The organism is Rhodococcus sp. D-46 (assembly GCF_011290655.1).
GTDB classification, from domain to species: Bacteria; Actinomycetota; Actinomycetes; order Mycobacteriales; family Mycobacteriaceae; genus Rhodococcus_F; species Rhodococcus_F qingshengii.
This window is the reverse complement of record NZ_JAANTF010000002.1, coordinates 366,957-381,676: the sequence shown is the minus strand read 5'-3', so window position 1 is coordinate 381,676 and position 14,720 is coordinate 366,957. Positions and strand designations below refer to the sequence as shown.

The 14,720-nt window shown below is 60.7% G+C and carries 14 protein-coding genes; 10 read left to right on the top strand and 4 right to left on the bottom strand.

Annotated features, from left to right (window positions below):
• The first annotated feature begins 64 nt into the window (after positions 1 to 64).
• Positions 65 to 826, top strand: coding sequence for an IclR family transcriptional regulator (locus G9U53_RS06430; RefSeq protein WP_054781114.1), 762 nt, complete (start codon positions 65 to 67; stop codon positions 824 to 826).
• On the opposite strand, the gene helR is transcribed toward G9U53_RS06430, so the two are convergent.
• A complete protein-coding gene (gene helR / locus G9U53_RS06425) occupies positions 788 to 3,010 on the bottom strand; it encodes an RNA polymerase recycling motor ATPase HelR (protein WP_347570805.1) in 2,223 nt (740 codons plus the stop codon). The genes G9U53_RS06430 and helR overlap by 39 nt on opposite strands.
• A 280-nt stretch (positions 3,011 to 3,290) precedes the next feature.
• On the opposite strand from helR, the gene G9U53_RS06420 reads away from it, so the two are divergent.
• From G9U53_RS06420 to G9U53_RS06405, 4 genes are all read left to right on the top strand, one after another.
• Positions 3,291 to 3,755, top strand: a complete 465-nt coding sequence (locus G9U53_RS06420; RefSeq protein WP_225320190.1) for a hypothetical protein — start codon at positions 3,291 to 3,293, stop codon at positions 3,753 to 3,755.
• A 303-nt stretch (positions 3,756 to 4,058) separates the two neighbouring features.
• Positions 4,059 to 4,295 carry a CsbD family protein gene (locus G9U53_RS06415; protein WP_003943084.1) on the top strand — a complete coding sequence of 79 codons (237 nt, stop codon included), beginning with the start codon at positions 4,059 to 4,061 and terminating at the stop codon, positions 4,293 to 4,295.
• 142 nt (positions 4,296 to 4,437) lie between these two features.
• Positions 4,438 to 6,606, top strand: coding sequence for a catalase (locus G9U53_RS06410; RefSeq protein ID WP_058038441.1), 2,169 nt, complete (start codon positions 4,438 to 4,440; stop codon positions 6,604 to 6,606).
• 87 nt (positions 6,607 to 6,693) lie between these two features.
• Positions 6,694 to 6,963: a Rho termination factor N-terminal domain-containing protein gene (locus tag G9U53_RS06405; protein WP_058038440.1), complete on the top strand. Its 270-nt coding sequence runs from the start codon at positions 6,694 to 6,696 to the stop codon at positions 6,961 to 6,963.
• A gap of 57 nt (positions 6,964 to 7,020) precedes the next feature.
• Here the strand turns inward: G9U53_RS06405 and G9U53_RS06400 are convergent, their stop codons facing one another.
• Entirely contained in the window at positions 7,021 to 7,326 is a 306-nt protein-coding gene (locus G9U53_RS06400; RefSeq protein WP_165638479.1) for a hypothetical protein, read from the bottom strand.
• 160 nt (positions 7,327 to 7,486) lie between these two features.
• Here G9U53_RS06400 and G9U53_RS06395 point away from each other — a divergent pair, with 160 nt between their 5' ends.
• Together G9U53_RS06395 and G9U53_RS06390 are read left to right on the top strand one after the other, a co-directional pair.
• Positions 7,487 to 8,635: a glutamate--cysteine ligase gene (locus G9U53_RS06395; protein ID WP_165638478.1), complete on the top strand. Its 1,149-nt coding sequence runs from the start codon at positions 7,487 to 7,489 to the stop codon at positions 8,633 to 8,635.
• Positions 8,636 to 8,712: 77 nt separating this feature from the next.
• The gene (locus G9U53_RS06390; protein WP_165638477.1) at positions 8,713 to 9,240 is read left to right on the top strand and encodes a CinA family protein; all 528 of its coding nucleotides are present in this window, start codon (positions 8,713 to 8,715) and stop codon (positions 9,238 to 9,240) included.
• 298 nt (positions 9,241 to 9,538) lie between these two features.
• Here G9U53_RS06390 and G9U53_RS06380 read toward each other — a convergent pair whose 3' ends face one another.
• Entirely contained in the window at positions 9,539 to 10,159 is a 621-nt protein-coding gene (locus G9U53_RS06380) for a hypothetical protein (RefSeq protein ID WP_242692434.1), read from the bottom strand.
• A 138-nt stretch (positions 10,160 to 10,297) separates the two neighbouring features.
• Positions 10,298 to 10,996 (bottom strand): TetR/AcrR family transcriptional regulator, encoded by a 699-nt coding sequence (locus G9U53_RS06375; protein ID WP_225320187.1) that lies wholly within the window; start codon positions 10,994 to 10,996, stop codon positions 10,298 to 10,300.
• 219 nt (positions 10,997 to 11,215) lie between these two features.
• Between G9U53_RS06375 and G9U53_RS06370 the strand changes: the two genes are divergently transcribed.
• The 3 genes from G9U53_RS06370 to G9U53_RS06360 are packed head-to-tail and all read left to right on the top strand — an operon-like array spanning position 11,216 to position 14,717.
• Complete coding sequence (locus G9U53_RS06370; protein ID WP_136471026.1) at positions 11,216 to 12,586, top strand: MFS transporter; 1,371 nt, start codon at positions 11,216 to 11,218, stop codon at positions 12,584 to 12,586.
• A gap of 14 nt (positions 12,587 to 12,600) precedes the next feature.
• Complete coding sequence (locus G9U53_RS06365) at positions 12,601 to 13,065, top strand: MaoC/PaaZ C-terminal domain-containing protein (protein ID WP_003943225.1); 465 nt, start codon at positions 12,601 to 12,603, stop codon at positions 13,063 to 13,065.
• Entirely contained in the window at positions 13,062 to 14,717 is a 1,656-nt protein-coding gene (locus G9U53_RS06360; protein ID WP_230359254.1) for an AMP-binding protein, read from the top strand. Before G9U53_RS06365 ends, G9U53_RS06360 begins: the two co-directional genes overlap by 4 nt.
• The last annotated feature ends 3 nt before the right edge of the window (positions 14,718 to 14,720 follow it).

Here is a 14,720-nt window from a genome sequence, read left to right as displayed (position 1 = left end):
CTACTTTCGCCGCGGCACCGAGATTGCGCCAGGGAACTGTCTCACTCAGCGATACGCTGGAGAGGTGACTGGCAGCGCAAACCTCGACACCGTGCTCGGCAAGGCGGTGACGATCCTGCGCGCCTTCCGAGCCGACGACCACGTGTTGCCTCTCGCCGTCTTGGTCCAACGGACTGGACTGCACAAGGCGACGGTGCACCGCCTGGCCAACGAACTGGTCGCGAACCGGCTACTCGACCGTATCGACGGTGGCTACCGGCTCAGCGGCGGCCTCTTCGAACTCGGCATGCTCGCCTCTCTCGAACGGAGCCTTCTGGAGATGGCGATGCCGTTCCTCCAGGACCTGTACGAGCGGACCCACGAGACAGTCCACCTGGGGGTCCGTGACGGCCACGACGTCGTCTATGTCGCGAAGATCGGCGGCCATCGACAAGCCAACTCCCCGTCCCGGACCGGCGGCCGGATACCGCTGTATTGCACCGCAATCGGAAAGGCGCTCCTTGCATTCTCCGACAACGAATTTCGCCGCGAGGTGCTGTCGGAGCCGATGACGCGCCGAACCCCGCACACAATTGTTGCGCCCGGCATTCTCAACACCCAACTGAACCGAGTGGTCGAGACCGGTATTGCGTTCGAGCGCGAGGAATCAGCGCCGGGTCTCGCATGCGTTGCGGCGCCGGTATTCGGAACCAATGACAAACCCGTCGCGGCCATCAGTGTCACCGGTCCCACCAGTCGCTTCGTCCCCGAGAGCCAGGTGTCCTACGTGCGCGCTGCTGCCGAAGGCCTACACAGCACGATCGCTCGCCGCGAACGATTGCGGTGATCTGGCCGTCCCGACCCGGACGAGCCCGGTCAATGCGTGCGGCAATGGCCCCTCGTGTAGGACGCCGAGACGTTGGGTCGCGCGGGTGAGGGCGACATAGAGTTCAGACGCACCGCGTGGGCCGTCGGCGATGATTCGCTCCGGTTCCACGACGAGCACGGCATCGAACTCCAGGCCCTTCGTTTCCGAAACCGGCACAGCGCCGGGCACACCCGCAGGTCCGATGACGACGCTCGTACCCTCGCGTCCGGCCTCGTCCTGATTGAATTCGTCGATGGCGGAGGCTAGTTCGTCGGCGGATATTTGTCTGGACCACGGTTGGACCCCGCAGGCGCGGACGGACTCGGGTGGCTGGACGTCTGGCGCGAACTCGGCGAGCAAGGCGGCGGCGACGCTCATGATCTCGGCGGGGGTGCGATAGTTCACCGACAGGGATCGGTAGATCCAGCGGCCGGGGACGTACGGCTCCATCATCGTCGCCCACGAGCGAGCACCTGCGGGTGAACGTCGTTGCGCGAGATCACCTACCACCGTGAAAGACCGGTCCGGGCAGCGGCGCATCAGGACTCGCCAGTCCATCTCGGACAGCTCTTGTGCCTCGTCGACCACGATATGCCTGTACGTCCAGTCTCGGTCAGCAGCAGCGCGTTCGGCGAGCTCCCGGGTATCGCGTTCGACGAAACGATCCGCCAGGTCCTCGGCGTACAGCATGTCTTGGGCGAGGAGATGATCCTCGTCGTCCATCAAGTCTTCACGACTGATCATCATGTCCAGCACGCCCGCTGCATACGCAGCCTCGTCGCGGCGTTCACGTTCGGCACTCTGGTCGACGGGCTTGTCCCGGCCGAGCATGTCCACCAATTCGTCGAGAAGCGGAACATCGGACACCGTCCAGGCATCGCCCTCTCGGCGCAACAGTGTCTCGTCTGCGCCTGCCTTGCGTAGGCGTTCCGGCGAAGTAAACAGCTGTGTCAGTAGCTCTTTCGGTGTCAGGATCGGCCAGAGTGCGTCGAGTGCGGCGGCAAATGCGTCATTCGCCGCCAACTCTGCGGTCAGATCTGCGCGCACTTGTTCCCAGGCTTCACGGTCACTGCGTGTCAACCATCCCTTGCCGATCCGCGCTATCGCCCGCTCGGTCAGTGCCCAGGTGACGATTTCGGTGAACACAGTGCGAGCGTCGTTGTGGGGGAGTCCGCTCGAACGAGCTTCTTCTCGGGCCCATTCCGCAGTTTCGGCGTCGATTCGCACTGTGACGTCCGCCAATTCGATCAACAGTGGGTTCTCGGGCAATCTTTGGTGATCGGCAATCGCTGCGCCGAGAACGTCCAGGATCTTCAGCGAGCCTTTGAGCCCAGCGGCCTCCGGAGTGTCCTCGGAGGTGACGCGTAGACCGGGAACGAGATCACCGGTGGTCATGAACACCACGTCGGACTCTCCCAGCGAGGGCAGTACGCGGCCGATGTGGTTCAGGAACGCCGGGTTCGGCCCGACCACGAGAACGCCGTGACGTTCCATTCGCTCTCGCTGCGTGTAGAGCAGGTAGGCGACGCGGTGCAAGGCGACGACGGTTTTCCCGGTACCGGGGCCACCTTCGATCACCAGCACCCCGGGGTGTTCGAGTCGGACGATGTCGTCCTGCTCGGCCTGGATCGTGGCCACGATGTCGCGCATGCCCTCACCTCGCGGTGCGTTAACCGCAGCGAGCAAGGCGGAATCGCTGTGGGTGTCGTGTTCTGCGCCGTCAGGGCGCCCGAGTACCTCGTCGGTGAATTCGACCACGTGGCGACTGCGTGTGTGGAACTGACGGCGTCGACGCATGTTCTCCGGGTTTGCAGCGGTGGCAACGTAGAACGGGCGAGATGCCGGCGCCCGCCAATCGAGCAGCACCGGTTCGTAGTCGTTGTCCGCATCGAGAAGGCCGATTCGGCCGATGTACGAAGTCTCACCCGACAGCGAGTCCAACCGGCCGAAGCACAGGCCGTTGTCGGCTACGTCCAGCCTCTTCACCTCTTTGGCGAGCGCGCGCACCTCGGCGTCGCGTTCCATGAGTGCTTCGCCGTTTCCGCGCAGAGCGGTGTTGTACCTGCCCTTGACTCGGGCGCGCTCCGCATCGAGGCGAGCGTAGAGCCCCTCCACATAGTTCCGCTCGGACCGCAGTTCTTCTTCGTATCCCTGGGTTGGCACGTGCCCTCACTTCCGCTGGCTGTTCCGATCCCGTAGTGGGTCGTGCGGGATCGGAAGAGCCATTTTGCGGCACTACCCGGGCCTTGCCGCAAGGCCCCCGGTGCGATATACATTGGTAGTGGAAGGGAGTGTCGATCCTCCCCCGGCTTTTCCCACAGATCCTCTCGCGACCCCCCAGCCTGATGCACGGCTCCCAGCCTGGTCGATGTTTGGACCCCGAGTGTCACGGGTACAAATCCAGTGTCCGGCGTTCCAAAATCGGTTCCCCTCATGAACTTACGTGGATCGAGGGATTGTGAAGGCGATACTGGCAACGGCCGCGAGCATCCTTCTGGTGGTTGCCTTGGCCGTCGCCGTCTTGCTTCTCCTTTCCGGATCACCGCGCGAAGGTACTTCGCACGAGCTCGCCGATACGGTTCACACGATCGGTGGGAAGCCGACAACCTGCACCGAGTTGTTCGGTGAAACATGCAGCTTTGCTTTGCAGTCGGACTACAACCAGTGGGGACAAAACCTCGAGGGTTTTGTCAATGCCGGGACCCTCGGACCTTTCGCCCGCAGTATCGGCTTCGTGGCGGAGGCGAAACTGAGCTTGCAGGCATGCGAGGTCAGCGCAACCGCCGGACGGACGATTCTCGATTTCTACACTCTCGCCGAGATCGACCACCCCACGGCCACCACCACCGACCTCTTCCCCTTCTGGAACGAGTCCCGCCAATTCCTGTGCCCGGTAAACAGTTTCTGAGAATGCTGTTTGCTATTTGAGATGTTCGAGACGCATCGCTCGATCGGAGCCAGGTTGGGCGCAAGCGCGCGAATCGTGGACAGCGTTTCCGCCCACGGGGGGATCGGTCTGTAGCTGGCTCATGAGCACTGAATAACACACGAGAGTGAACGGCTCTCCTCTCGGTGGCCGCTTCTTGTACGCGTTGCGGCGTGTCGGTGCACGGATGTTTATGCGAATTTCGACGGGGTAGGGCCTTCTGTGGGGGATTCCTACCTGTGTGGGATCCCTGAGCAACAATCCGAAACGTATTGGAGGGTCAACGTGCCAGATGACAAGAGCGGTCCCAGCGAGGGAATCAAAGGCGTCGTAGAGGACGTCAAGGGTAAGGCCAAGGAAGCCGTGGGTGCGGTTTCCGGAAACGACAGTTTGACCCGAGAGGGCCGCGCCCAGCAGGACAAGGCCGAAAGCCAGCGAGAAGTCGCGAAGAAAGAGGCAGAAGCCGAGAAGGCTCGCGCAGAAGCGGCCGCGGACGAAGCGCGACAGAAGTCCGAGCAATAGCCCTGACGCACTCGTCACCCTCGGCCTGGGAGTGATCCCAGCCGGGGGTGAGTCGTGGCTCCGCGTTCAGTTTGAAATCTCTACTTACATAAGGCGTAACAAGATTCTTGCGCCCAGCATGACGATCAAGAGGAGCTGTTCGATGCCTTCATCTCAGTCCGTCCCAGGTGCACCGGCCCCGAAAGCGCCGGACCTGAAAGAGCCGGTCAAGCCTCGACAGCCGTTGCCGCCCAAGGATGACCAGCGGCAGCCGGAGGTGCGTACCGTCGCGGGTGCCGAGGAGAAGGTGAAGGGAAATGGTCGCGGCCAGCGGGGGGAGTACCTCACCACCGCAACCGGTACACGTCTCTACGAGACCGACCACTCACTCACTGCCGGCGAGCGCGGCCCGACTCTTCTTCAAGACCACCACCTGCGTGAGAAGATCACACACTTCGATCACGAGCGAATTCCGGAGCGCGTCGTCCACGCCCGCGGGGCGGCTGCACACGGAACGTTCCTGGCGAATGGCGCGGCCGAAAACATCTGTAAAGCATCGGTGTTCGCTTCCGGTGCTCGAACCCCGGTGTTCGTGCGGTTCTCGACGGTGCTGGGTTCACGAGGTTCGGCGGACACCGTACGCGACACACGCGGTTTCGCCACCAAGTTCTACACCGACGAAGGTGTCTTCGACCTGGTGGGCAACAACATCCCGGTGTTCTTCATCCAGGACGGCATCAAATTCCCGGACATCATCCATGCCGCGAAGCCCCACCCGGACCGCGAGATCCCGCAGGCGCAGAGCGCGCACGACACATTCTGGGATTTCGTGTCGCTGCACACCGAGGCCACGGCGCACACATTGTGGAACATGTCCGATCGCGGCATCCCGCGCTCCTATCGCATGATGGAGGGCTTCGGTATTCACACGTTCAGGCTCGTGAATGCCGACGGCGAGACGAATCTGGTGAAATTCCACTGGAAGCCGGCCGCCGGAGTGCATTCACTCGTGTGGGAGGAAGCGCAGATCGCCGGCGGTGTGGATCCGGATTTCCATCGACGCGATCTTGCCGACGCCATCGAGGCGGGCGCATATCCGTCCTGGGATCTGGGCGTGCAGGTGTTCCCTGATACCGAAGACGAAATGTTCGAAGGCATAGATCTATTGGATCCCACCAAGATCGTGCCCGAAGAACTCGCGCCGGTTCAGGTCATCGGAACGATGACACTCGACGCCAATCCGACGAACTTCTTCGCCGAGACCGAGCAGGTTGCATTCCATCCGGGTCACTTGGTTCCGGGTGTCGACATCACCAACGATCGTCTCCTGCAGGCACGTTTGTTCTCGTACCTCGACACCCAGATCACGCGACTCGGTGGCCCCAATTTCGATCAGATCCCGATCAACCGGCCTCACGCGCCTGTCAACGACATGCTTCGCGACGGCTTTCATCAGGACGGTGTACATACCGGAGTTGCGCCGTACCATCCCAATTCGTTGGACGGTGGGTGCCCGTTCTTGGCCTCGGCGGAGAGCGCGGCCTATATCGAGGTGCCCGAAGAAGTTTCAGGGCGAAAGGTGAGGCAGGCGCCGGCATCGTTCGACGATCACTTCTCGCAAGCTCGACTCTTCTATCGCAGTCTCTCCCCTGTCGAACAGGAGCACGTCGCGCAGGCGTATACCTTCGAATTGGGTAAGTGCTACGAGGAGAACATCAAGACCCGGAATCTGGGCATCTTGGCAAATATCGACGCGGGTCTCGTGTCGATCGTCGCAGGGGGGCTTGGCCTTCCGGTTCCCGAACCGACCGAGCCGTTGAGTGATCCGGAGCTCAGCCCTGCACTGTCCCAGGTTGGTGCGGAATGGCCGGTAGACGGAAGGATCATCGCACTACTGGTCGATGAGAACTCCGATCTCGAAACGGTTGTCGCCGTTCGAGACAAGATCTTCGACGCCGGCATGGTGCCGCTGATCCTCGGCCCGCACGGCGGAACCATCGGGGACGGTGACGACGCGGTGACGGTGCAGCGAACGTACCTCACAGCTCGTTCGATCGAATTCGATGCAATCCTGCTGAGCGGCGACGTTTCTCGGATCGGCGAGGGCAAGTTGGATCCACGGGTGGAGACTCTGCTGAACGAAATGTATCGTCACAGCAAGGCAATTGGTGGTTGGGGAGAGAGCATGAGTACGCTGGCTGCGGCCGGTATCGACGAGTCTGCATTGGGAGTCGTCGTCGATGCAGACGCGGAAGGAGCGCTCGCCTCGCTGGCTCAGCTTCTGAAGACGCACCGCGTGTGGGGGCGTTTCGAGGTGCCGCCTACATCCTGAGTGCCGACGTACGTTCGAACCTGCGGTGTGGCCGAATTGCCAGTTCGGCCACACCGTCGGAGTGAAGACGAGTGAAGGGACGAAACAGTGGCTCGCAAGGACTCACAACCTCAACTCAAGGATCAAGAACTCTACGAAGAGCTACGCGAGAAGGGCGATTCCAAGGAGAAGGCGGCCCGAATCTCCAATGCGGCCGCCAATCGAGGGCGGTCGAATGTCGCCAAGTCCGGCGGACAATCCTCGCCGTACGAGGAGTGGACAGTCGACGAGCTGAAGAAACGTGCCAAGGAACTCGATCTGCACGGCTATTCGAAGCTGAACAAGAGTGAGCTGATCGAGCAGCTCCGCACTCACTGAGCTGTGTTCTGCTCGAGTCGTATTCTGCTTGAGCAGAATACGACTCGAGCGGTCGGTTCAGTGCCCTTCTTGATCGAAGAGTTCCTGACCTTCCAGTCGTTTGACCCGTCGGTGTTCCACCAAGATGGCCAGTGTTCCGACGATGAAGGACACCACACACACGACGCCGGCAATGACTGCCCAACCACGAAATCCGTAACCTGCTGCCACCAAGGTCAATCCGAGTGTTGCCAGACCCAGCCCGATCAGCAGGTATCCGGGATAGTTGCGACCGTCGCTGATTGCCTCCCCTACGTGCGATCGATTTGTGTGTTCGTCATCTACCGGTGAACTTTCGCTCGCGTTTGTCACGGCACACTCCATCCTGAGCTCATGAAGACTTGCGATTCTTCGCTCGTCGTCGGTCCACAGGGCAACTACCCGATCGGTGACTGGATGAAACGGTCGGAGTAGTGCCGAAAGGGGTAGAAGGTCGTACGCTCGAAGTATCGGATGTGGATGAAAACCGGTGCGAGGAAGCCCTATGAACGCGAAGCCGACTCCCGACATATTCTCGGTAGGTACACCGACTCTCGGTGTCGAAGAGGAGTTCTTGCTCTGCGATCCGCAGACTGGACATCCCACTCTGCGCAACTCCGAGGTTGCTGCCGCCGGGCGGGAACTCGGTATCTCGCTGCAACTCGAACTCACGCGCTGTCAGGTGGAGACGTCTACGTCGATCGGAAACCATATTCGTGATCTTCGTGATCAACTCTGTGAGTCGCGTGCCGTCACCGCCGACGCCGCTGCCCGTGTGGGTTGTCAACTCATCGCAGTCGGGACGCCGTTCTACGATCCGCCGGTAGACGAGATCACTCAAACGTCGCGATACCAGCGAATGGCCGGTCAATTCGGAGCGATCACCGAAGGTGTGATGTGTGGTTGCCACATTCATGTCGGTGTGGAAGATCGAGAACGATCGGTCCAGATCATCAACCATCTGCGCCCATGGTTACCGACCTTGTTGGCACTGACGGCGAACTCTCCGATCAGCGCCGGTCGCGATACCGGTTATGCGAGTTGGCGTTACGTTCTGTTCGGCCGATGGCCCAGTTCGGGTCCGCCGCCCTACTTCGAGTCCGTGGCGCACTACGAAGATGCTGTTGCAGCAATGCTGGAGACAGGGGTCATTCTCGATCCACACATGGTCTATTGGGATGTGCGCATGTCGGATCACCTTCCCACCGTGGAGATTCGGATCAGCGACGTGCCCGCCACCGTGGAGGAGACGATGACTCTGGCCACACTGGTGCAGGCACTCGTCGGTACCGCATCCGCCGCGATCACGAAAGGTGAAGCAGCGCCTGCTGTCGATCACGAGCTACTCCGCGCGGCTTGCTGGCGGGCGGCGCGTGACGGACTCGACGGGAGGTCGTTGGACGTGGAGTCCGTGCGCTTGCTGACTGCACACCAAGCGGTTCGGCAATTGGTGGATCACGTCGAACCTGCGTTGACTGCATTCGGCGAGTTCGAGCAGGTCACGGCGTCCTTGGACAAGGTCTTCAGTAGCGGAAACGGGGCGATCGTGCAGCGCCGTCAACTCGCGCGTCGGTCACGTGTGGCTGATGTGATCGACGAGTGCGCTCGACGCACTTTCGAAGGGTGCAGTTCGCAAGGGGGCAGTGAACTGTAAGGCACGGTTGGAATGGGCATTCAAGAACTTTCAATGTCTTGTCGAAGTCACCGATCGGACTGCAGGAGGAGGAACATATGAAGGGCGATCCACGACCCGAGCTTCCGTCGGACAAGGATCTCGACGATATGTGCAGGCAATTGGCTGCGGCAGTAGAGGAACACGGTCTGTCGGTGGCGACGGCGGAATCGTTGACTGCCGGGAACATCGCCGCACATCTGGGAAAGGCACCGGACGCCGGATCGTGGTTTTGTGGTGGGATCGTCGCGTACACCCGCGAGGTGAAACATTCCGTACTTCATGTTCCGGACGGGCCAGTGGTCTGCGAAGAGGCAGCCAGGGTCATGGCGCACAGCACCGCCACACTGATGGGTGCGTCGCTGGCGCTGGCCGTCACCGGTGAAGCCGGTCCTGATACCCAGGAGAACGTTCGACCCGGAACTGTGTGGTTCGGAGTCGTCGACCATGGGACCGCCGAAACGGAGAAGCAGGTTTTCTCGGGCGACCCCGAAGCTGTCCTCGGTGCAACTGTCGAGCACGCGATCCAACTACTTCTGCGTCACGCATCCGGTCGCCTCACACCGAGTTCGAGAGTTGTGAACTAGTCGAGTTTTCAACTCTTCGAACGGTTCTTCTTGTGACGACCTGTGTGTTTCGCAGGCGCCTGCGCGGTTGGAACCAGATGACCGTCGGCCGTGTATTTTTCGACTACGAGGTTCTTGCTGACTCCTCGGTTCGCATCCACTGCGCAAGTGATTGCTTCCTTGTCGGAATTGAAAGGTTCCTCGGTCGAAGAGCCGTCGGGCATCGTGATTTTGTACCGATCCATACATCGACTATTGCGGGTTGATCCGTCTCCGACAACCCGAGTTCACGGAAATATCGGTCTGGGAATCAGGCGGATCAGCGGGTCCAATACTCTTCGGGACGTTGACCCGGACGGAATCCGTAGTGCGCGAGCATCGCGGTCGCTTCCGGAAAATTGGCTGCCAGAGCTTCGGGCACATGTGCATCGCTGCCGAATGTCACCGCTTTACCTCCCTCTTCGCTCCACCATTGGGGTATCCAGGGCAACAGCCGACGGGTGTTCATCTCGAGGATCCGGTCGCTGTCGGCGATGGCGCGCATCGCATTTCGGAATCCCTCTTCGAATCGACGGGGATCGAAAGGTCCGGCACTTTCGATCGGCCATGCACGCACCGCGTAGTCGATATGGGTGAACACCTCGAAGGTCCGAGAGCCAGCCACCATACGCGGGATCTCATCGAGGTATGCCCACATGACTTCGTCGGCACTCCACTTTCGAAACAGAGTGTTCGGTTCACTCCGATCGTCGCCGACCTCGAGCGTGTGCAAGGAACCCAATACCCGGTCGATGACACCGAGATCAAGGAGGTGCGACGCCTGCGCTTCGTGCAGGTGCGGTTGTCCGAACTCGACGCCGGTGAGTATCCGCAATTCAGGAAAACGGTGTCGGCATCGTTCGATGCTGTCGAGATAGCCGTCGACGTCGAGGATCGGCACGCGCGCAAGTCTGTTGCATTCGTCCGGATGCGTGCGACAGCGGTCCGCCGGTGTCCCACGACCACTCGCTGTGAACAGGACTGTCCGCGGGTAGTTGCACGTTCAGTTCGTACCAGAGCCGGGAGTTTCGGGGGGCGGTTAAAGCTCGGACTGTCGCGCGAATTCGCTCTGTGCAGTGGTTCCCCAGATCTCGGAGGACTGAGTCTCGGGCTCGCTGTCCAGCTTTCGGACGTCGTGAATGAACTCCACACCGTGCAGTTCGTCGGACGGAACCGACAGAAGCTTGCACGTGGTGCTGACGAAGAATCGCTGGACATCTTCCAACTCGAGACGCCCACCGGGCCGGTACCAATGCGCGACCCCGGTACACATCTCGAGTATCGCGAGTCGGCTCAATGCCAGATCTTCGATGTCGAAGGCGCCCACGCGTTGTCCGCGTTCGAGGATCTGTCCGAAAAGTTGCTCGTACTCGTCGCGCAGGGTCTGCAACTCGATGCGGTTGTCTCCGGTCAACCCGCGCATCTCGTACTCGGCGACGCGGGCAGTCAGTTGGTTGACGGCGGTAATGCCGACGTGTGACGACACCAGGCCGGCGAGCTGGACTACGGGATCGGCGCTTCGGCGCATTGCCCGCTCTCCCGACTGCGTCAGCTCGTCGAGGCAGGACCGAATGATCGAGGCCAACAGTGACTCTTTGCTGCCGACGTAGTGGTAGAGCGTTGCCGAGTTGATGCCGGCTTCGGCTCCGAGCTCACGAATGCCGGTGGCGGCGAATCCTTTCGTCGCGAACAGCGTGACTGCCGCCCGTTGAACGCGCCCCAGGTCCATGATCCTCATTTCGGTTGGTTGCCCAATCATGCTAGCATCGCCGCCGAAATCGACCGGCTGTCAATCAGTCGATTGATAGCTGTTTGTGTACTGGTAAATTGCATCTCAACTAATCAATCGATCGATTGAAAAAAGCTTGACTGTGCCCTGGATCACTGCATAGTCTCCTTGTCGAGCCTCCCTCTCGGTGCGAGAGCTAACAGGGCACTCCATACAAGGAGCAATGACATGAACGACGCGAATCCCCCATCTCCCGCAACTGTCGACAGGCCTGCCCTGCGGCGTGTGGCCGGATCGGTTCTGGTCGGCACCACGATCGAGTGGTACGACTTTCAGATCTACGGCGCCTCCGCCGCGTTGGTCTTTGCGCCGCTGTTCTTTTCGGACGCAGACCCCGCGCTGGCGACAATTCTTTCCTTCGCCACCTTCGCGGTCGGCTTCCTGGCGCGGCCACTCGGCGGTGTTGTGATGGGCCACTTCGGCGACCGCATCGGACGCAAGAAGGTCTTGGTGCTCGCACTTCTCTTGATGGGAGCAGCGACGTTCCTGGTCGGCGTCCTTCCGACCTCCGCCCAGATCGGTGTGTGGGCCCCGATTCTTCTCGTATTGCTGAGACTGATTCAGGGCTTCGGCGTCGGGGGTGAGTGGGGCGGTGCAGTTCTGACTGCTGTGGAATACGCACCCAAGAACCGCCGCGGCTTCTACGGCAGTATGCCGCAGGTCGGTGTGCCTGCTGGCCTTCTGCTGGCGACGGCCGTCATGTTCGGCACCAAGGCGCTCACCGGGGACCAATTCCTGGTGTGGGGGTGGAGAATTCCCTTCCTGCTGAGTATCGCGTTGGTCGCCGTCGGGCTTTACATTCGCACCGCATTGGAAGAGACTCCCGCATTCGCTCGCGTGAAGCAGCAGAACACTGCGGTCAAGATTCCGATGGTCGACGCGTTCAAGAACTACCCTCGTCAAATCATTCTTGCCGCAGGTTCGATGATCAGCACGGGCGCTTACTTCTACATCCTCAACACCTACAGCCTGACCTACGCCGATCAGTTCGATCTGCTGTCCGGAAACCTCATGCTCGGAGCGGTCATGGTGTCCGCGCTCGTTGCAGTCATCTTCATTCCGATCTTCGGTCAACTGTCCGAAAGATTCGGCCGACGCCGGATCCTGATGGTCGGCATCACCGGCATGGGAGTGTGGGTCTTCGTTGCATTCGCCGCGATAGATACCGGCAACTTCTGGATCACCACCGGCGCATTGGCAGTCGGCGCATTCATGCTCAGCATCTCGTACGGGCCGCAGGCGACGTTCATCGCGGAACTGTTCGACGCACGGGTGCGGTACAGCGCAGCGTCCATCGCTTTTCAGATCGGGGTGCTCTTGGGTGGTGCAATCGCGCCGATGGTTGCCGCCATGTTGGTTCGCGCAACCGGTGGATCGCTTGCGGTCGCTGTGTATATCGCTGCCCTGTCTGTTATTTCGCTGATCAGCGTCTACTTCGTCCGTGACACCGACCTCGACGAAGGAAGTCGCGACATGTACATCGATGACAACGGGGCGTATCTGCCGCCGGTCGATCAACGCTCCACGGTTGTCAACTAATAGAGGAAACTTCAATGATCACAAAGAGTTTCGAAGAGATCTCTGTCGGAGACATTGCGGTGACGGACCCGCGGGTCGTCACCGAAGACTATGTGCGAAGTTTCGCCGACCTCACCTGGGACCGCCATCCCCTTCACCTCGACCCCGACTACGCGCAGCAGACGCGCTTCGGTCGCCAGATCGCCCACGGTGCCCTCATGTTGTCCACCTTGCTCGGTCTGGTGGAGTTGGACCCCCGTTACCTGCAGTGCTTCTACGGGCTCGATCAGGTCAGATTCCACCGGCCGACCTACCTCGGCGACTCGGTGCATGCGGTGTCGGAAGTGCTGTCGGTGCGCCCTCGCTCGGACGGTGAGACCGCGATCGTGACGTCGAAAGGCTCACTCGTCAACCAAGACGGAGACCTTGTCTTCTCCGGCGAATTCTCATTCCTGGTAGGCGAGACCCATTCCCTCGACCTCGAAGTGGGTGCTCGGTGAGTTCTCGGCGGCATATGTCATGGTGGCAGGACCTCGAAGCAGAACACTTCGAATGGGCTGTGCCAGAGCATTTCAACATTGCGCACGCATGTGTCGATGTACAGAATCCCGATGATCTGGCCCTCGTCGTAGACACCGGTGGGCACTGGGCGCGGTACACATTCGGTGAAGTCGCCACGATGAGCCGAAAGTTCGCGACCGTGCTCGCGGATCTCGGCCTGGTCTCAGGCGATCGCGTCGGTGTGATGGTCCCACAGGGAATCGAGGTTCTGGCGACACATCTGGGCGCCTTCCGATCCGGAATGGTCACCGTTCCACTTTCGGTCAAGTTCGGATCGGATGCGTTAGTACATCGGATGCGTGACTCCGGCGCGAAAGTTCTTGTGGTCGAGAAGGACTGCTATGAAAGAGTTGCCGACGGAATCGGTGAGATACCGGGTCTCGAAGCCGTAATCGTGGTCGGAAGGCTCGATCGGCTCTCCGATTCGACGCCCGTGCAAATCCTCGATTTCCACAGCCTCGTCGACGATGCCGCAGAAAGTAGTGAACTGGTAGCCACGGGCCCCGATTCACATGCCATCATCATCTACACCTCAGGGACGACCGGGAATCCGAAAGGCGCGCTCCACGGGCACCGAATTCTCCTGGCGCACATGCCCGGTATGCGGACGGCGTTCGACAATGCTCCGCAGCTGGGAGACGTCTTCTGGACGCCGGCAGACTGGGCCTGGATCGGTGGTTTGTTCGACGTACTGTTCCCCGCACTTGCGTTGGGGTGCCCCGTAGTTGCGACGCCCGACAAATTCACGCCTTCGCGTGCGGTCGAGATTCTGAGCCGTCACAAGGTGACGGGCGCCTTCATTCCTCCCACTGCCCTCAAGCAGATGCGAAGCATCGGCGTCGACAAGAATGCTGCGCGTGGTATTCAGCTGCGGGCATTGGGAACCGGTGGTGAGGCACTCGGTGACGCGCTGCAAGCCTGGGTTGCGAGCACTCTCGGCGTAGCTGTCAACGAGTTCTACGGGCAGACGGAAATGAATCTGACCATCGGCACGTCGCGGTCGAAGTGGAGTCCCGCCAGCGGTTCGATGGGCCGCGCCTTCCCCGGCTTCGAAGTCACCCTCCTCGATCCACTCGGCGAGCCGGTCGAGATTGGTGAGGTAGGCGAGATCTGTGTGAAGGCAGGCAACCCCGGACAGTTCCTCGGATATTGGAACCAGCCGTCGAAGACCGATGAAAAGGTGTACGACGGTTGGATTCACACCGGTGATCTGGGTCGGACTGATGACGCCGGGAACTTCTGGTACCAGGGACGTGCCGATGACGTCATTTCGTCCGCGGGGTACCGAATCGGCCCCGGAGAGATCGAAGAGTGCCTGCTCTCGCACGACGAGGTAGCCATGGCAGGTGTCATCGGTGTTCCGGATCCGTTGCGCGGCGAAGCGGTTCACGCTTTTGTCGTACTGTCCGAGGGGTCGAACTCCTCGGAGGAGCTCCGTCAGGAGTTGCAGACCCACGTGAAAAGTCGCCTTGCTTTCTACCAGTACCCGAGGGAGATCACGTTCATCGACAGCTTGCCGCTCACCACTACCGGCAAGATCCTCCGACGTGAACTCCGAGCGCTGGCCACCTCCGCGAACGGACTCGGCTAGCAG